Origin of the sequence: Pseudonocardia phyllosphaerae (assembly GCF_046546475.1) — a bacterium.
Classification (GTDB): domain Bacteria; phylum Actinomycetota; class Actinomycetes; order Mycobacteriales; family Pseudonocardiaceae; genus Pseudonocardia; species Pseudonocardia phyllosphaerae.
In genome coordinates, this window is record NZ_JBKGXS010000009.1 from 69,332 (window position 1) to 87,412 (window position 18,081).

Annotated in this window: 13 protein-coding genes; 4 read left to right on the forward strand and 9 right to left on the reverse strand. The window is 74.3% G+C overall.

From position 1 onward, the window contains the following. Window positions 1–105 precede the first annotated feature (105 nt). The 3 genes from ACLE50_RS18315 to ACLE50_RS18325 are packed head-to-tail and all read right to left on the reverse strand — an operon-like array spanning window position 106 to window position 3,124. Window positions 106–1,608 carry a tripartite tricarboxylate transporter permease gene (locus ACLE50_RS18315; RefSeq protein WP_410944798.1) on the reverse strand — a complete coding sequence of 501 codons (1,503 nt, stop codon included), beginning with the start codon at window positions 1,606–1,608 and terminating at the stop codon, window positions 106–108. Next, on the reverse strand, window positions 1,608–2,114 hold the full coding sequence (locus ACLE50_RS18320) for a tripartite tricarboxylate transporter TctB family protein (protein ID WP_410944799.1): 507 nt from the start codon (window positions 2,112–2,114) through the stop codon (window positions 1,608–1,610). Before ACLE50_RS18320 ends, ACLE50_RS18315 begins: the two co-directional genes overlap by 1 nt. Beyond that, a complete protein-coding gene (locus ACLE50_RS18325) occupies window positions 2,111–3,124 on the reverse strand; it encodes a Bug family tripartite tricarboxylate transporter substrate binding protein (RefSeq protein WP_410944800.1) in 1,014 nt (337 codons plus the stop codon). The genes ACLE50_RS18320 and ACLE50_RS18325 overlap by 4 nt, the downstream gene beginning before the upstream one ends. Before the next feature lie 146 nt (window positions 3,125–3,270). Here ACLE50_RS18325 and ACLE50_RS18330 point away from each other — a divergent pair, with 146 nt between their 5' ends. Beyond that, on the forward strand, window positions 3,271–4,908 hold the full coding sequence (locus ACLE50_RS18330; protein ID WP_410944801.1) for a sensor histidine kinase: 1,638 nt from the start codon (window positions 3,271–3,273) through the stop codon (window positions 4,906–4,908). Then, window positions 4,905–5,600 (forward strand): response regulator, encoded by a 696-nt coding sequence (locus ACLE50_RS18335; protein WP_410944802.1) that lies wholly within the window; start codon window positions 4,905–4,907, stop codon window positions 5,598–5,600. Before ACLE50_RS18330 ends, ACLE50_RS18335 begins: the two co-directional genes overlap by 4 nt. 14 nt (window positions 5,601–5,614) lie before the next feature. On the opposite strand, the gene ACLE50_RS18340 is transcribed toward ACLE50_RS18335, so the two are convergent. The 3 genes from ACLE50_RS18340 to ACLE50_RS18350 form a co-directional block, all read right to left on the reverse strand. Then, window positions 5,615–6,499, reverse strand: coding sequence for an alpha/beta fold hydrolase (locus ACLE50_RS18340; protein WP_410944803.1), 885 nt, complete (start codon window positions 6,497–6,499; stop codon window positions 5,615–5,617). Between the two features lie 164 nt (window positions 6,500–6,663). Further along, on the reverse strand, window positions 6,664–6,975 hold the full coding sequence (gene mihF, locus ACLE50_RS18345; protein ID WP_410944804.1) for an integration host factor, actinobacterial type: 312 nt from the start codon (window positions 6,973–6,975) through the stop codon (window positions 6,664–6,666). A gap of 331 nt (window positions 6,976–7,306) precedes the next feature. Then, window positions 7,307–8,773 carry an NAD(P)/FAD-dependent oxidoreductase gene (locus ACLE50_RS18350; RefSeq protein WP_410944805.1) on the reverse strand — a complete coding sequence of 489 codons (1,467 nt, stop codon included), beginning with the start codon at window positions 8,771–8,773 and terminating at the stop codon, window positions 7,307–7,309. Window positions 8,774–9,041: 268 nt separating this feature from the next. Here ACLE50_RS18350 and ACLE50_RS18355 point away from each other — a divergent pair, with 268 nt between their 5' ends. Then, entirely contained in the window at window positions 9,042–10,661 is a 1,620-nt protein-coding gene (locus tag ACLE50_RS18355) for an asparagine synthase-related protein (protein WP_410944806.1), read from the forward strand. A 10-nt stretch (window positions 10,662–10,671) separates the two neighbouring features. Here the strand turns inward: ACLE50_RS18355 and ACLE50_RS18360 are convergent, their stop codons facing one another. The 3 genes from ACLE50_RS18360 to ACLE50_RS18370 form a co-directional block, all read right to left on the reverse strand. Continuing rightward, window positions 10,672–13,947 (reverse strand): LCP family protein, encoded by a 3,276-nt coding sequence (locus tag ACLE50_RS18360; RefSeq protein ID WP_410944807.1) that lies wholly within the window; start codon window positions 13,945–13,947, stop codon window positions 10,672–10,674. 334 nt (window positions 13,948–14,281) lie between these two features. Further along, the gene (locus ACLE50_RS18365) at window positions 14,282–15,085 is read right to left on the reverse strand and encodes a hypothetical protein (protein WP_410944808.1); all 804 of its coding nucleotides are present in this window, start codon (window positions 15,083–15,085) and stop codon (window positions 14,282–14,284) included. Between the two features lie 286 nt (window positions 15,086–15,371). Then, window positions 15,372–16,256 (reverse strand): LytR/AlgR family response regulator transcription factor, encoded by an 885-nt coding sequence (locus tag ACLE50_RS18370; protein ID WP_410944919.1) that lies wholly within the window; start codon window positions 16,254–16,256, stop codon window positions 15,372–15,374. A 592-nt stretch (window positions 16,257–16,848) separates the two neighbouring features. On the opposite strand from ACLE50_RS18370, the gene mftD reads away from it, so the two are divergent. Next, window positions 16,849–18,066, forward strand: coding sequence for a pre-mycofactocin synthase MftD (gene mftD / locus ACLE50_RS18375; RefSeq protein WP_410944809.1), 1,218 nt, complete (start codon window positions 16,849–16,851; stop codon window positions 18,064–18,066). Window positions 18,067–18,081: the final 15 nt, after the last annotated feature.

An 18,081-nucleotide genomic window follows, 5' to 3' on the forward strand; every position in this document is an offset into this window, starting at 1 on the left:
AACCGGGACGGCGGCGGGGGACCGGACGCGCCGGTGTCCGGCCCGTCCCGCCGACCGTGGCACGGTTCGTGCCCCGATGCCCGGTTCTCGCTGGTCAGGGCACCGTCAGGATTTCGTCAAGACGGGCCTGCGGGACCGGACCGCGCGCAGCACCGGCGGCACCACGAACAGCGCCACGACGACCGTGTAGACGATCACCGCGAGCGGGGTCGAGACCAGTGTCGTGGGGTCTCCGTCGGCGATCTGCAGTGCGCGGCGCAGCTGCAGCTCGGCGTCCGGCCCGAGGATGACGCCGATGATCGCCGGCAGCACCGGCAGCCCGAACCGGCGCATCAGGAACCCGACGGCGCCGATCGCCAGCAGCACCAGCAGGTCCACCGGCTGGCCGGACACCGCGTAGGCGCCGACGCAGGCGAAGAACAGGATCCCGGCGTAGAGGTAGGGACGCGGGATCCGCAGCAGCTTCGCCCACGCCGGGGCCAGCGGCAGGTTCAGCACCAGGAGCAGGACCAGGCCGATGTAGAGGCTGGCGATCAGCGTCCACACCAGGTCCGGCTCGCGCTCGAACAGCAGCGGGCCCGGCTGGATGCCGAACTGCTGGAACGCGGCGAGCATGACCGCGGCGATCGCCGTCGTCGGCAGGCCGAGGGTCAGCATCGTCGCCATCGTCCCCGCCGACGACGCGCTGGCCGCCGACTCCGGCCCGGCGACGCCCTCGATCGCGCCCTTGCCGAACTCCTGGGGGCGTTTCGACAACCGCCGCTCGGTCACGTACGCCATGAACGTCGACATCTCCGCGCCGCCGGCCGGGATTGAACCGAAGCCGAACCCGATGAACGGGCCGCGCAGCCACGGCTTCCACGCCCGGCGCAGGTCCTCGCGGCCCAGCCACGGACGCCCGACCGGCACGACCTGCTGCGGGGTGCGGCGCAGGTGCGCGGCCACCCACAGGGCCTCGCCGACCGCGAACAGCCCCACCGCGACGATGACGACGTCGATGCCGTCGGCCAGCTGCGGCACGCCGAAGGTCAGCCGCGGCTGACCGCCGATCGGGTCCAGTCCGACCAGCCCGATCGTCAGGCCCAGCGCCAGCGCGGCGAACCCGCGGACCCGGGACGCCCCGAGCACCCCGGTGACCGCCACGAACGCCAGCACCATGATCGCGAAGTAGTCCGGGGCGCCGATGTCCACGGCCACCGAGGCGATCAGCGGCGCCAGCACCACCAGCCCGGTGACGCCGACGATCCCGCCGACGAAGTGCCCGATCGCCGCCGTCGCCAGCGCCTGCGCGCCGCGCCCGGAACGGGCCATCGGGTTGCCCTCGATCGCCGCCATCACCGACGCGGACTCACCGGGGGTGTTGAGCAGGATCGACGTCGTCGAGCCGCCGAACATCGCACCGAAGTAGATCCCGGCGAACATGATGAACGCGCCGGTCGGGTCGAAGGCGTAGGTCACCGGCAGCAGCAGCGCCACCGCCATCGCCGGGCCGATGCCCGGCAGCACGCCGATCGCGGTGCCCAGCAGCACCCCGACGGCGGCGAAGAGCAGGTTGCCCGGGGTCAGCGCGTGCGCGAACCCGGTGCCGAGCAGGTCGAACGTGCCCATCAGCCGAACACCCCCATCAGCGGGCCGCCGGGCAGGTCGACGCCGAGCACGGCGTCGAACAGCACCCAGGTGCCCAGCGAGACCGCCGCGGCGACGCCCAGGTCACGGACGGGCGTCCGCGAGCCGAGCGCCTGCGCGGCACCGAAGAACAGGACCGTTCCGGCGATCGGCCAGCCCAGCAGCGGGATCAGCAGCGCCGTCGCGACCAGCACCCCGGCGAGCATCGCCAACGTGCGCAGGTCCATCGGCACCGTCGGGTCGACGTCCTCGCCGCCCTCGGCCTCGCCGTGCCCGCCCCGCAGGACGTCGAGGGCGAGCAGCACCGCGAGCAGCAGCAGCGCCGCACCGAGCACCAGCGGGACGACCTGGGACCCCAGCGGGTCGCCCTTGGTCCCGCCGCCCCCGGACTCGGCCAGGGTGTCGACGACGACGAGCAGCCCGGCCGCGCCGAGCAGCGCCGCGACCCCCAGCTCGGCCCGTCCGCGGAGTCGTTCGATGATCGTCACACCAGCCCCAGCCGTCGCAGGACCCGCTCCACGCGGTCGTTCTCCGAGCCCAGGAAAGCGCCGAACTCCGGCCCCGGGAGGTAGGCGTCCTGCCAGCCGTTGAGCTTCAGGACCTGCTGCCACTCCGGGGTGCGCACGAGGTCGGCGTAGGCGCGCTCCAGCTCCGCGCGGCCCTCCGGCGAGAGCCCCGGCGGGGCGACGACACCCCGCCAGTTCGAGAACTCCAGGTCCACGCCGGACTCGCGCAGCGTCGGGGCGTCCACCCCGGGTACCCGCTGCCCGGCGGTCACCGCGAGGACCCGCAGCGAGCCGGACTCGACCTGGTCGGCGAACTCGCCGAGCCCGGAGACCCCGAACGCGACCTTCCCGCCGAGCACCGAGGCGAGCAGCTCGCCGCCGCCGTCGTAGGCCACGTAGTTGACCCGCTCCGGCGGCAGGCCCGCGCCCTCGGCCATCAGCATCGGCGCGAGGTGGTCCGGGCCGCCGGGGGAGGAGCCGCCGCCGACGGGGGTGTGCGCGGGGTCGCGGCGCCACGCGTCGAGCAGCTGGCGGATGTCGCGGTACGGCGAGTCCGCCGGCACCACGACGATCTCGGTCTCCTCGGTGAGCCGGGCGATCGGCGTGGTGTCGGCCAGTGTGGAACGGGAGCGGTTGGAGTACACGCTGCCGACGACGCCGAGCCCCATGCTCATCACCAGCCGGTCGTTGCCCGCCTCGTTCACGGTGCGGCCCAGCCCGACGGTGCCGCCCGCGCCGGGCAGGTTGAACACCTCGACCGGCCCGGTGACCCCGGAGGTCTCCATCGCCTTCGCCGCGCTGCGGGCGGTGACGTCGTAGCCGCCGCCCGGCGCGTTCGGGACCAGCATCCGCAGCCCGCGCAGCTGGGTGCCGTCACCGCCGCCACCGAGTGCGCCGATCGCGGGCGGCGCCAGCAGCAGGGCGGCGAGCACCACCACCAGCGTGCCGATCAGCGGGCCCACCCGGGCCCTGGTCGTCGTCGACCGAGTCATGAGATCCCGTTCTCCCCATCGAAAACAGTGGCCCCTCGCGGGGGACGAACGGAGTGTGTCGAGCGGAACCGGGCATGTCTGCCTTACCGCCACAACGGTCGTTGTGGTCGTTTCGTTCACGCACCGTCGCGGCCTAGCCTTGCGGGGTGCGACGACGCGGTGATCCCCGGCGGCGTCCGGGCCGCCGCCCCGGGCGTTCGCTGGCGCGCCAGTTCCTGATCTGGCAGCTCGGTGTCGTCGTGCTGCTGCTCGGGGCGGTCGCTGCCCTCGCCGCGCTGCAGTCCGGGGAGTCCTTCCGCGACGTGCAGGGCCGCCGGATGCTGTCGGTGGCCGAGGACGTCGCGTCGGTGCCGACGGTGCGCGAGGCCCTCGAGACACCCCGCTACGACCTGCTGCCCTCGTTCGCGCGCAGCGCCGAGAACCTCTCCGGTGCCGACGGGATAGAGATCGTCGACGCGTCGATGATCGTCCGGACCTCCCCGGACCCGGCCCGGGACGAGCAGCGGTTCGACCCGGGTGCGAGCACCGCGCCGCACGGGCGGGCGTGGGTCGGCAACCCGGACGGGCGCACCGTCGTCGCGCAGGTGCCGGTGATCGGCGATCGCGGCGAGGTCGTCGGTCTGGTGTCGGCGGGGATCCGGGCACCGTCGTTCTGGGGATCGCTGTTCTCGGTCGACCCGGAGTCGGTGGCGCTGCTCGGGCTGGCGCTCGGCGTCGGCGTCGCGGGGTCGCTGCTGCTGGCCCGGCGGGTGCGGCGCCAGACCCTGGGACTGGAGCCCGACGAGATCGTCGAGCTGGTGCAGCGGCGCGAGGCGATGCTGCTGGGGATCAAGGAGGGGGTGGTCGGGCTGGACACGGGCGACCGGATCACGCTGCTCAACCCGGTGGCCCGCGACCTGCTGGAGCTGCCCGGCGCCGAGCCGGGTGACCACGTCGCCGACCTCGGGCTCGACGACCGGCTGCGCGAGGTGCTCACCGGAGCGGCGGCGGGGGAGGACCAGCTGGTGCTGCGTGACACCCGTGCCCTGGTGCTCAACCGGATGCCGGTGCAGCTCGACGGCCGCGAGGTGGGCGCGGTGGTGACGCTGCGCGACCGCACCGAGCTGACCACGCTGCAGCACCGTCTCGACGCCTCGCACACCGTCACCGACACGCTGCGCGCGCAGGCCCACGAGTTCTCCAACCGGCTGCACACCATCGCCGGGCTCACCGAGCTCGGCGAGCACGAGGAGGTGCGCCGGTTCGTCGCCGGCATCGTGGCGGCCTCGGAGGGCTGGCGCCGCGAGGTGTCCGCCGCCGTCGGGGACCCGGCGACCGCGGCGCTGCTGGTGGCGAAGAACAGCCAGGCCGCCGAACGCGGCGTGGACCTGTCCCTCGACCCGGACTCGCACCTGGACCCGATCGACCCCGACCGCGACGCCGAGATGTCCGCGGACCTGGTGACGGTGCTGGGCAACCTCGTCGACAACGCCGTCGACGCCGCGGCCGGGGCACCTGCCCCGCGCCGGGTGGAGATCGGCGTGACCGGCGGGGGCGACGACGAGGTGTGGATCGAGGTGCGCGACACCGGCCCCGGCGTGGCGTCCGGTCTGGCCGAGGAGGTGTTCCGGGCCGGGTTCAGCACCAAGGCCGCCGAGATCGGCGGCCGCGGGCTGGGCCTGGCCCTGGCCCGTCAGGCGTGCCTGCGCCGCGGCGGCGAGATCGCGGTGACCGGCGGCGGACCCGGTGCGGTGTTCACCGCGTCGCTGCCGCCTGCGCCGGTCCGGCAGGAGGTGACGACGTGAGGGTCCTGGTCGTCGACGACGACTTCATGGTGGCCAAGGTGCACTCCGGCTACGTCGAGCGCGTGCCGGGCTGCACGGTCGTGGGGACGGCGCACTCCGGGGCCGAGGCGCTGCGCCTGGCCGCCGAGCTGGGTCCCGACCTGGTGCTGCTCGACGTGTACCTGCCCGACGTGTCCGGCCTGGAGGTGCTGGGGCGGCTGCGCACCGGCTCGGGCGACGACCCGTTCGTGCTGGTCGTGACCGCCGCCGACGACCCGGCGACGGTCGCCGCGGCATTGCAGGGCGGGGCACTGCACTACCTGGTGAAGCCGTTCGACGCGGCGTCGCTTGCCGCGCAGCTCGACCGGGCGCAGCGGACCCGGCACGACCTGGACCGGGTCCGCGGGCAGGACGACATCGACCGGCTCTTCGGGACCACGGTCGCCCCGGCCGCGTCCGCGGGCGGGGCGGAGCGGATGCCGAAGGGCCTCACGACGCCGACCGCCGAGCTGGTCGCCGGCGCGCTGCGCTCCGGCGAGCCCCCCGAGGGCGAGGACGACTTCTCCGCCTCCGAGGTCGCCGAGCTGACCGCACTGTCCCGGGTGTCGGCGCGCCGCTACCTGGAGCACTTCGTCGCGACCGGCAGTGCCACCGTCCGGCTGCGCTACGGCGGCACCGGCCGCCCGGAGCGCCGCTACCGCTGGACCGGTTAGACCGGCTCGCAGTCTTAGACCGGCTCGCAGTCGTCGGCGTGGTCGAGGACCAGCGTCGCGATCGTCGGCAGCAGCGACGGGACCAGCGCGTGCCCCAGCCCGTCGACCGCGACGGCCTGCGCGGCCGGCCCGATCAGGCCTGCCAGGTGCGCGGCGTGCGGCGGCGGGTACACCGGGTCGTCCGGGCCCTCGACGACCAGCGTCGGCGTCGTCACCCCGGCCAGCTCTCCGGCCCGCTCGAACACGCCCGGATCGGCCTGGGCGTGCACCACGGCGGGCTCGGTACGCCCGGCGTGCGCCATCTCCCGGCGTTCCTGGGCGGTCGTCCACGCCCGGTCGAAGCCGTCCGGGGCGCCGTGCAGACGGCGCCGGTACTCCACCCGCCAGACCAGCTCGCCGCGCTCGTCGCGGGCGTCACCGCGTTCGGTCCACATGCGGCGCACGTCGCGGGACGCGCGGGGCAGCGCACCGGCGTACACCTCGTCCTCGGCGCCGAGTGCCGCGGTGCACAGCAGCGTCGCGCTGCGCAGCCGGCCGGGGGCGTCGAGCAGCAGCAGCTGCACCAGCCGGGCGCCGTCGCCGAAACCGACGGCGTGCACCTGCTCGACGCCGAGCGTGTCGAGCAGGGCAGGCACGTCGGCGGCCAGGTCGGCGACCTCGTAGGGGCGACGGTCGAAGCCACGGGTGGACCGGCCGGTGTCGCGGTGGTCGTAGCGGATCACCCGGTGCCGCGCGCGGAGCAGCTCGACGAGCTCGTCGGGCCAGGACAGTCCCGAGGTGTCGGGGTCGGCGACCAGCAGAACAGGAGCCGGGCCACCACTCCCGGGCCCCGTGGTGAGCGCCGGGAGGTCCTCGGCCCACAGCCGGACGCCGGGCTCGATCTCGACCTCGCGTTCCACGAGGGGCCAGCCTGCCAGACACACACGACGGCCCGGTCCGCGAGTGCGCGGACCGGGCCGTGGTGGGACTGCGGGGTGTCGGCTCAGCCGACCGTGTCGTATCTGGCGGCTCAGCCGACCGTGCCGAACCTGTCGGCTCAGCCGACCGTATCGACTGTGTCGGCTCAGCCGACCTCGTCGATGAGGGCCTGGCGCTGACGGTCGCCCAGACCGGCGGCGCGGCGCGACTCGTCGACACCGGCCTTCTCGAGGACCTTCGAGACCTTCGCCGGGCCCCAGCCCGGGACGCTCTTGAGCAGGTCGGCGACCTTGGTCTTGCCGACGATCTGGTCGGTCTTCGCGCGACCCAGGACGGCGGGGATGGTCTCCTCGCCGCTCGCGATCTTGTCGCGGAGCTCCTTGCGGGCGGTGCGCGCGGCGGCCGCCTTCTTGAGCGCCTCCTGGCGCTGTTCCGGGGTCAGGGTGGGCAGGGCCATCGCTGACGCCTCCTCTCGGTTCCACGCACCCCGGGATGGGGTGGCTTCGGATCGCGGATCGCGGTACAGCCTGGCAGAACACCCCGCACGACCTGCGGGAACCCCCTCACCGGGGCGTGTCGGCACCCGTCGGTGGCCACTCGGAGGGGGATCGGGGACTGCTCGCCGCAGTGAAGCGACCACCCACCGCAACAGCGCTTGCGAATTCGGTCACCCGGTGTATCCCCGCAGGTCAGCACGGGGACGGCCGCCGTTCCCGGCCCGGAAAGCGGACGAGCCCCACTCCGCCGGAGGGCGGAACGGGGCTCGTCGCGGATGCCGGGCGGCCGCGTCAGGACGCGCGGTCCGGCGACTTCTCCTTCGCCGTGTCCTTCGTGGCGGCCTCACGCGCACCGGCCACGTCGGTGTCCGGCGGGCCGGGCTTCTTGTCCGCCAGCTCCGAGGTGGAGTCCATCCGTTCCGGGCGGGCCGTGGCGGCGTCGTCCTGCGGGTCGTAGGACGCGGTGACGCTGATCAGGCGGTGGCCGCGCAGGCGGGCGTAGTGCAGGGCGCGGACCCAGTTGTAGAGGGTGCCGAGCCGGTTGCCCCAGCCGATCAGGAACATCACGTGGACGTAGCACCAGATCAGGTAACCGAACCAGCCGGTGACCTTGGCGCCGCGCACGTCGGCGACGGCCTCGCGGGCGCCGATGGTGGCCATCGAGCCCTTGTCGAAGTAGCTGAACGGCGCCGGAGTGGCCTCGTCACCCGCGACCCGCGCGGCGATCTGCTTGCCCACGTAGGTGCCCTGCTGCATCGCGACCTGCGCGACGCCGGGCAGCCGGTCGATCGTGGAGACCATGTCACCGACGGCGTAGACGTCGCGGTGGCCCGGCAGCGTCAGGTCCGGGTCGACGGACACGCGCCCGGCCCGGTCCGGCTCGGTGCCGATGCCCTGCGCCAGGATCTTCGCCAGCGGCGAGGCCTGCACGCCCGCGGCCCAGACCTTCGTGCGGGAGACGATCTTCTCCTCGCCGTCCGGGCCCTTCACCGTGATCGAGTCGGCGTCCATGTCGGTCGCCATGCAGTTCAGGCGGACCTCGACGCCCTTCTCCTCGAGCGTCTTCTTCGTGTACTTCTGCAGCTTCTCCGCGAACGGCGGCAGCACCGCGGGCGCCGCGTCGATCAGGATGATCTTCGCCTTGCGGGTGTCGATCGCCCGGTACTCGCGGGGGAGAACGAAGTTCGCCAGCTCGGCGAGCTGACCGGCCAGCTCGACACCGGTCGGGCCGGCGCCGACGACCACGAAGGTCATGTAGGCCTGCTGCTCGGCCGGATCGCTGGAGACCTCGGCGAGCTCGTAGGAGCCGAGGATGCGGCTGCGCAGCAGGCGTGCGTCCTCGATGGTCTTCATGCCGGGGGCGTGCTCGGCCCACTCCGGGTGCCCGAAGTAGGCGTGCGTCGCGCCCGCGGCGACGACCAGGTAGTCGTAGGGGAGTTCCATCCGCTGCCCGTCGGGCGCGGCCGCGTACACGACCTTGCTCTCGAGGTCGATCTCGCCGACCTCGGCGAGGATCGTGCGCACGTTGCGCTGCTTCTTCAGCACCCGGCGCAGCGCCGGGGCGATCAGGCCGGGGGACAGGATCCCCGTCGCGACCTGGTACAGCAGCGGCTGGAACAGATGGTGGTTGGTCCGGTCGACCACGGTGACGTCGACGTCGGCACCCTTGAGGGCCTGCGCCGCCTGGACGCCGCCGAAGCCGCCACCGACGATCACGACCTTCGGCCGACGGGTTGCGTCCTGGCTTGCCGTGCTCACGTCTGAGTCCGCCTCGTCTCGTCCTCGAGTGCGCGGGGTGTCCGCGCCTGCCCGGTGGCCGGTGGCGGGCCTTCCCGTCCCTGATGAGGGGGGCGGTGTACGAGTCGGCAGCGAATTGACGACTCCGTCATGCCTGTCCGGCCGGTCTCCGACCGTATTGACGCCCGGCACGCGGAGCAAACCCTGGGACGCTGGAAATGTCTTTCCGAGTCCGAACTCACACCCCCGTAACGCGGAAGCACCGTGCGGGCCGCCGGACCGTGCGACGATGGCCACCATGTGCGGGATCGTCGCCGCCTTCGGCGGGCCATCAGCGTGGATCGACGGGGCCCCCGCGGACCCCGGCAAGTACGAACGGATGCTCGCCCGCGTGGCGCACCGTGGACCGGACGACACCGGCGTCCAGATCGTGGGGAACACCTGGCTGGGCCACCAGCGGCTGTCGATCATGGACGTGAGCGGAGGGCGCCAGCCGCTCTCCGACGCCGCCGGTACCGCGTGGATCATCGGCAACGGCGAGATCTACAACCACGAGCGCATCTCCAAGGCGTTCCCGGACGGCACCGTGCGCACCAAGTCCGACACCGAGGCCGCGCTGCACGCGGTCATGTGGGACGGTCAGGTCGCCGTCGCGTCGCTGAACGGCATGTTCGCCGTCGCGATGGGGCGCGAGGACGGCACCGGGCTGGTGGCCCGGGACCCGTTCGGTGTGAAGCCGTTGTACTGGATCCCGCCGGCCGACCTGCGCGACGGCGTCGACGACGCCGTGCCCTACACCGCGCCCGACCCGTCGTCGACGGTGCTGTTCGCCAGCGAGCTGCGCGCCTTCGACGACGCCGACCGGCCGTACGTCGAGACGTTCCCGCCCGGCTGCCTGTGGAGCCCGGCGTCGGGCCTGGTCCGGTTCGCCGACTCGGTCCCGGTGGAGGTCCGGCCCGCGCGCCGGGCGATCCGGCCCGGCTGGGACGAGGCCGACCTGTCCCGGGTGCGCGAGGCGGTGATCTCGGCGGTGCGGCGGCGGATGATGTCCGACGTCGGCGTCGGGGTGTTCCTCTCCGGCGGCCTGGACTCGGCGCTGGTCGCGGCGATCGCCGCACAGGAGGCCCGCGCCCGCGGGGAGCAGCTGCCCACGTTCGCCGTCGGGACCGAGGACTCCGGGGACCTGATCGCGGCCCGCAAGGTCGCCGCGCACATCGGCTCGGACCACCACGAGATCCTGGTGACCGCCGGGGACATCTCCGAGGCCCTCGACCACGCCGTGGAGGTCATCGAGCACTACGACCCGGCGCTGGTCCGCAGCGCGGTGCCGAACCTGATCCTGGCCCGCGAGGCGGCGAAGAAGGTCAAGGTCGTGCTCACCGGGGAGGGCGCCGACGAGCTGTTCGCCGGCTACACCTACGTGCACACCGAGGACTACGCCGACCCGGACACCCTGCAGGCCGAGCTGGTGCGCTCGCTGGAGCAGCTGCACCACCTGAACCTGCAGCGCTGCGACCGGACGACGATGTACTTCGGCCTGGAGGCCCGCGAGCCGTTCCTGGACTCCGGGCTGGTGCGGGCGGCGCTCGCGCTGCCGCCGGAGTGGAAGCAGTGTCCGGACGGGCGCCCGGAGAAGGCGATCCTGCGCGAGGCGTTCGACGGCTGGCTGCCCGAGGACCTGCTGTGGCGCGGCAAGGAGCAGTTCGGCGACGGCTCCGGCGCCGGCACGGTGCTCGCCGCGCTGGCCGCGGAGAAGGCCGCCGAGGCCGACGTCCACGACGTCCCCGAGCACCCGCCGCACAGCTGGGCGCTGCGCAGCGACGAGGAGCGGCTCTACTACGCGATCTGGCAGCGCCACTTCGCCGGGATCCGCGCCGACGAGGTGCTGGGGGCGTTCGCGACGGCGTAGCGCGCCGGGGTCAGTTCTCGTCCGGGCGCAGGCCGGGCAGCGCGTCGGTGAGGCCGCTGTCCACGCCGCCGCCCGAGGCGGGTGTCCCAGCGGTGCCGGAGCCCGTGCCCGAACCCGTGCCGGACCCGGTGCCCATGCTGCTGGTGGTCCCGCCGGTGCCCTCGTCGGAGCCCGGGGACTGGTCGACGGCCGGTGTGCCCGCGCCACCGGCGCCGGAGCAGGAGTCGGCGACCGACTGCGGCGCCGCGGACGACGGCGGGGCCGACGACGTGGCGGACCCCGACGAGCCGGAGGCGTTCGACGACGACTTCGGGGCCGAGGACTTCGGCGTGGTCGGCGCGGCGGGTGCCGCCGGGGCGGGCGCGGGCCGGGCCGGCGCGGGACCGGGCGGCGGAGGTGGCGGCGGGTCCGCGATCGCCTTGCGGACGGTCTCCTGCATGTAGGGGACGTCCGGTGCGGCGGTGTTGAACTTGCCGTCCGACTCGTTCGGGTCGGGCAGCGACGGGTCGAACGCGACGCTCTCCAGCGCGAACCGCTCGTCGGCCAGCACCGCCAGCGACGGCAGCACCTGCTGCGGGATGTCGGTGTTGACGTTGTTGCGGGTCACCGTGGCGATCTGCTGGAACCGGGTGAGCAGCTCGGTCGCGCCGGTCTCGGTGACCACGGCCTGGATCAGGCAGCGCTGGCGGCCCATCCGCTGGTAGTCGGTGCCGTCACGGCGTGAGCGGGCGAACCAGAGCGCGTCGTTGCCGTTGAGGGTCTGGGTGCCCGGCGGGATGTAGTAGTCCGGGGTGACGTGCCGGCCGTAGGCGGTGACGCCGCCGACCGGGATCGGGGTGGGCCCGACGTTGACGGTGACCCCGCCGACCGCGTCGATCATGGAGGAGAAGCCCGCCATGTTGACCTCGAGGTAGTAGTCGACCGGCAGGCCCGACATGTACGCGATGCTCTGCTCGAGCAGGTTGACCCCGGCGAACGGCGTCGGCCCGGCGGGTGCGACCTCGGGGTGCTGCTCGGCGTAGGCGTAGACGCCGTTGAGCAGATAGTCCCCGGACAGCGGCTGGGTCGGGTCGTGGAAGCCCTTCGGGAACTTCGCGGCCATCGGCGAGCCGGGCGGGAACTGGGCGCGCTGGATGTTGCGGGGGAAGCTGAACAGCGTCGTCCGCCCGGTGTGGGTGTCGATGCTGGCCAGCATCATCGTGTCGGTCCGGGTGCCGGAACGGTCCGGGCCGGCGTCGGAACCGAGCAGCAGCACGTTGAGCCGCGGACGCCCGAGCGCCTCGGCCGCACTCGCACCGTTCCCGTTTTGGAACAGCGAGTTCAGCAGGCCGCGCTGGGAGTTGAGCAGGTTGACGCCGAACCCGAACGGCACGGCGACGGTCAGGCACATCAGCGCCGCGGTCCCGGTGCCGACGATGCGGCGGCCGAGCTTCATCCCGCGCGGGCGGGCCAGGGCATAGGTGCGGGCGATCTGCGCGATCCATGCGATCCCGCCGACGAGCAGGGCTCCCGCGAGGACGGTCAGCGTCGTGGTCGACAGCAGGTTCTGCAGCAGCGACGAGCGCGGCGTCACCAGTACGACGACGGCCAGCGCGAGCACCACCGCGAGCAGGGCGCCCAGGATCAGGCCACCGGTGCGGAACCGGCGCAGGCCCAGGTGCCCGGTGCCGGGGACGACCGTCGACGCCGCGGTCAGGCCGAGCGCGGCCGCCAGCGACCGGCGCGCGGTGTCCGGGCGGTCGGGCGTGGCGGCCCGGGTCCGGTCCGGGGCAGCGGCGCTGCCGGACGGCTCGAGGGTGGTGCGGCTCTCCGGGATCCGGGTGGTCGGCTCCTCCGACGGCGTCCCCGGTTCCGGGCGTTCGGTGCCGGACGAGCCGGGACGGTTCGCCTGGGCGGTCGGGCGCGTCGGGGGCTCGTCGGCGGGCTGCGGGCGGGACCCGGCCTTCGCGGCCGCGGCACCTGCGGCACCGGCGGCCGCCGCGGTCCCGGCGGCCGCGGCACCGGCGCCCGGGAGCTTCCGGGTGGGGGCGTCGCCGGGCTGGGCGCTGCCGGGCTGGGGGCTGCTGGATGGGGCGCTGCCGGATGGGGCGCTGCCGGATGGGGCGCTGCCGGGTGAAGCGTTGCCGGACGGTGCGTTGCCGGGCGGCGGGGTGGTGCCCGGGCGCGGCGGCTGGGACCCGGCGGGGCCGGCCGGTGCCGGTCCGCGCCGATCGGGCCCCTGCTGGACGGGCCCCTGCTGGACGGGACGCGACGGCTCCGGAGCCTGCGGGCGGCCCTGCTGCGGTCCGTTGGCCTGCGGTCCGTTGGTCTGCGGGCTGTTCGGCTGGGCGTTGTTCGGCTGGGAGCCCGGCTGCTGCGGCTCGGAGTCGCGCTGCGGCGAGACGGGCTGCTGGGAGCCTGGCTGCCGGCTGACCTGCCGGTCCCGCGGACCGGGCTGCTGCGGACCGGCCTGCTGCGGGTCGGGCTGCTGCGGGCCGGCCTGCGGCCCCTGCTGCGGCGAACCTGGCTGCTGAGGTCCGGGCCGTGCGTCGGCGGGTCGCGGCGGGACGGCGGGGAAGCCGCCGCTCAGCCGGGCCGCACGGTCGCGGTCGGCGGGGGAGCGGGCACCCTCGGCACGGGACCGGCGGCGCTCGGCCGCGGTATCGGGCCGCTCGGAACGGTCCGGAGCCCCGCTGCGGCGCCCGGTGCGTACCGAGCGCACGTCGGTCGGACGGCTGTCGCTGTGCCCGCGCCGGGTGGGGTTGTTCGGCTGTGGGGCGTTCTCCGGCGCGGCGGACCCGTCCGCGGGGTCGCCGGTCTCGCGCTCACGACGGCGCGGCCACGGGTCCTGACGACCCCCGGACGCGGGCGGGCCGGACGGGGAACCGGCCGGGCCCTGCGGACGACCGTCGCCCGGGCCGGACCGGGAGCTCGGGCCGGGCTGGGAGCTCGGGCCGGCCGGGGAACTGGGACCGGCCAGGGAACTCGGGCCGGGCTGGGAGCTCGGGCCGGGCTGGGAACCGGGGCCGGGCTGGGCCGGCGGACCGGACCGGGCGTTCGGGCCGGGCTGGGCAGGTGAGCCGGCCTGGGCGTTCGGGCCCGGCTCGGCACCGGCGGGCTGCCTGCGGACCTGCGCCGCACGCGTCCACGGGGCCATCGGGCCGGGCAGCTGCTGCGGCGCGGCCGGACCCGCGGGCGAGCCCGGGCCGGGCTGCTCCTGCGGAGTAGCTCCGTCGTCGTCGGGCTGCGGGCCGGGACGACGCGGGTCGTCGTCGGGACGGGTGCCCTCGTCGGGTCGTTCTTCCACCCGGGCACCCCCTTCACTGGTCGGCACGGACGGTTTCCCCGGACCGGAGGCAGGCGAACCGTGCGGCGGGGATCTCGGATGTCCTGAACCCGGCGGCGACTCCGGCGACCGGGGGCCCGAGCCTACTTGCCGTGATCACGATCTCCACGGCCCGCCCACCCACCGGTGTGGGTGGTCGGGCGACGCCCGGGTCGCCGCCGCGCAACGGGCGTTGCGGCGACCCGGACGTCGCTGGTCGGTGCAGTCGCGAGATCAGGGCAGTCGGGACATCAGAGCAGACGTGAGATCAGTGCAGTCGGGAGATCAGGGCGGTCGGGAGATCAGGACACCGGCGTCACTGGTAGGAGACGAACACCGGCGACTGCGGCTTCACGTCGTAGGTCTGCTTCGCCGAGAACGTCGGCTTGTCCTCGTCGATGAAGTTCTTCCAGCCCCAGTACAGCCCCTTCGGCGCGGGCTGGCGGTGCAGCGCGTTCCAGGTCTCGAACTTCTCACCCGGCGTGCCGAACCCGTCGGCGTGCAGCACCGTCGCCAGCTCCGGATGGCTGGTGACGATCTTCTGCCGGTCCGGGAGCATCGGCACCCGGAACTGGTGCAGCATGAAGACCTTCTGCGGCAGGTTCTTGGACTTCGTCAGCTCGGCCAGCCACGCCGACGTCCGGTTGATCTCGTCGGCGTTCACCGACCCGACCGCGGTCCGCGGCTGCTGCCCCGGCTTGAGCTTCCACTCCGGGTCCAGTGCGAGCCCGACGTGTGGCTTGGACAGCAGCGGCGCGTAGCGCTTGGCCTGGGCCAGCATGTCGGCACGTCCCGGCTGCAGGTCCAGCACGACGTAGACACCGGCCTTGGCGGCCTTGTCGACCCACGGCTGGATCTGCTGGACGGTCGACTCGGCCGAGTAGTCGCCGTCCGGGCCCGGCCCGGCGTCGGCGACGGTTGCGATGAGCTCGAAGGCCGGGACGACCGGCTCCTTCACCAGCGGCTGGTAGTCGGCGGCCAGGTCCTTGGCGCGGGCGATGGACTTGTCCACGTCCTGCTCGCCGAGGACGCCCAGCCCGGGCGTGTTCGGATGGCCGTAGAGCGCGACCATCCGGCGCCCCGGGAACAAGGTTGTCCCGCCGCCGGGAAGCTGCGGCACCGGCGGTGCCGCCTCCGGCGGCGGCGGAGCGGCCTGGCCGGCGGGCGGCGGGGGAGGAGCGGCTGCGGCCGCGGGATCGTCCGGCGCGCCGGAACACCCGCTGAGCAGCAACGACGACGTGGCGAGCGCGGCGACGAGCGCACCACGGAGGGATCGGAGGGAGGTCTTGTGACGGACCGTGGACGGATGCGGAACCCCGGTAGCAGACACCGGTCGCAAGACTAGGTGAGCGGAGGCACCCGGTCACGACACGGAGTGATGACGGTGTGTCGTGTCGCGCAGGAGGTCAGCGCGGTCCGTCCGGGCCCTCGTCGGGGCCGCGCTGCGGGCGCGGCGGACGCCCCCGCAGGATGCGCTTCAGCCCGGCCGTGTGCCGCCGGCTCACCGGCAGCTCGACGGCGTTCGGCCCGTTGCCGAGCCGCACGACGTAGCCGGACCCGGACATCCGCAGCTCGGTGATCAGTGGCAGCGCGACCAGGTAGGCGCGGTGGATCCGGACGAAGCCCGCGTCGCCCCAGCGGTCCTCGAGCACCGACACCGGGATCCGGACGAGGTGGCTGCCGTCGTGGGTGTGCAGCCGGGCGTAGTCGCCCTGGGCCTCGACGTAGCGGATCGACGACCGCGGGATCAGCTTCGTGGTGCCCGCCAACTCGACCGGGACGACCTCGTCGTCGGGCTGCGGCACCGTGGCGGGCGCGGCTCCGCGCGGGCGCTGCGCCGCGGGGGCGTCGGCCGGCGGCGGCGCGGCAGCCGGGGCGGCGCCTGCGGAGGGCTCGTCGGTGCGGCGCCCGGAACGCAGCGCGACGGTGCGGTCCAGCGACCCGGCCAGCCGCTCGGAGCGCAGCGGCTTGAGCAGGTAGTCGACGGCGCCGACCTCGTAGGCGTCGACGGCGCGGTCGTCGTGCGCGGTCACGAACACCACCGGCGGCGGGTCGGCCATCGCGTTGAGCACGCGGGCCAGCTCCAGGCCGTCGAGGCCGGGCATCCGGATGTCGAGGAACACGACGTCGACCCGCGGGGTGCTGCGGTCGTTCTGGGCGCAGTGCAGGATCCGCAGCGCCTCGGTGGCGTCCGGCGCGGTCAGGACCGAGCCGACGCGGGAGTCCTCACCGAGCAGGTGGGCCAGCTCCAGCAGGGCCGGCTCCTCGTCGTCGACGGCCAGCACGGTCATCCCGCCGGCCGGCGCCTGCTCGGCCGGCTGCTCCGGGGGCCGGGACTGACCGGGCGTGCCGATCGGGCGGTGGTCGCCGCCGTAGCCGGGGCCTGCCGTTCCGGCCCCCGGGCCGTAGCCGGGTGCCTGCCGGAACCCGCCCTGCGGCGGTCCCTGGACGACCGGCGTCGTGCCGGAAGCGTGCGCCCCCCGCGCGTGGCTGTACACGGCTCCTCCTCGCCGCGGGCGGGTCGCCCGCTGACTGGTGACTGCGGGCACACCGTAGCGAGAGTGCGTGGGGTCGTCGCAGGGCGGTCCCGCGGTGCGCGTAGCACGATCCGGGGTGGGCCGTCCGGGTGGCGGCTGTCGCGGAGGGTGTCCGCCGGGTCCGGCAGCGGTGGGTGAGCCGGGTTGCACCGGGGCTCGACGGTCGGCCGGTTCCGGCCCCGCCCTTCGGACGGGTGCGGGCGCGCGACGTCGTGGCACCGGGTGCCGAAACGCTACGGTGTCGGTGAACCGCATCACGTGGCGCCGCCGCCGCACGCGCTCGACCTGCACGGACGAGGAGCCGGCGGGGCGCCACCGGCACACCCACTCACGGCGGAGGGCCTCGATGGCGAGCACCAAGGACTGGTTCGAGACGGTCGCGGAGGCGCAGCGCCGCGCGCGCCGGCGTCTGCCGAAGTCGGTCTACTACGCGCTGGTCGCCGGCGCGGAGCAGGGCATCACGCTGTCCGACAACGTGGCCGCGTTCGACGAGCTGGGCTTCCGTCCGCACATCGCCGACCTGCCGCAGCAGCGGGACCAGACGACCACCGTGCTCGGTCAGGAGATCGACCTGCCGGTCGTCATCTCGCCGACGGGCGTGCAGGCCGTCGACCCCGAGGGCGAGGTCGCGGTCGCCCGCGCCGCGGCGAGCTCGAACATCCAGAACCCGCTGAACCCGGAGCAGACGGTGTCGACGGCGATGGGGCTGTCGTCGTTCGCGTCGCGGTCGGTCGAGGACGTCTGCGCGGTCAACGACAAGATCTTCTTCCAGGTCTACTGGGCCGGCTCGCGCGAGGACATCCTCGCCCGGGCGCTGCGCGCGAGGGAGGCGGGCGCCAAGGCGCTGATCGTCACCCTGGACTGGACGTTCGCCACCCGCCGGGACTGGGGCAGCCCGCCCATCCCGGAGAAGATGGACCTCAGGGCGATGGCCCAGTTCGCGCCCGAGGTGCTGACCAAGCCGCGCTACCTCTACGAGTGGGCGCGCTCGGGCAGGCTGCCCGACCTCAAGGCCCCGAACATGGCCCCGCCGGACGGCGGCGAGGCCCCCACGTTCTTCGGCGCCTACGGCGTCTGGTGGACCAGCCAGCTCCCGACCTGGGACGACATCGCCTGGCTGCGCGAGCAGTGGGGCGGCCCGTTCATGGTCAAGGGCATCATGCACCCCGACGACGCCCGCCGCGCCGCCGACGCCGGTGCCACCGCCGTGTCGGTGTCCAACCACGGCGGCAACAACCTCGACGGCACCCCCGCCGCGATCCGCGCGCTGCCGGGCGTCGTCGACGCGGTCGGCGACCAGGTCGAGGTGCTCATGGACGGCGGCATCCGCCGCGGCGCCGACGTCGCCAAGGCCCTCGCCCTGGGCGCCAGGGCCTGCCTGATCGGCCGGGCCTACCTGTGGGGGATGGCCGCGCAGGGCGAGCGCGGCGTCAGCAACGTGCTGTCGATCCTCTACAAGGGGATCGACGAGGCCCTGCTCGGGCTGGGCAAGAAGTCCATCCACGAGCTCACCCGCGACGACCTGATCATCCCGGAGGACTTCACCCGCACCTCCAAGGCGTAGCCGGGCACGCACAGG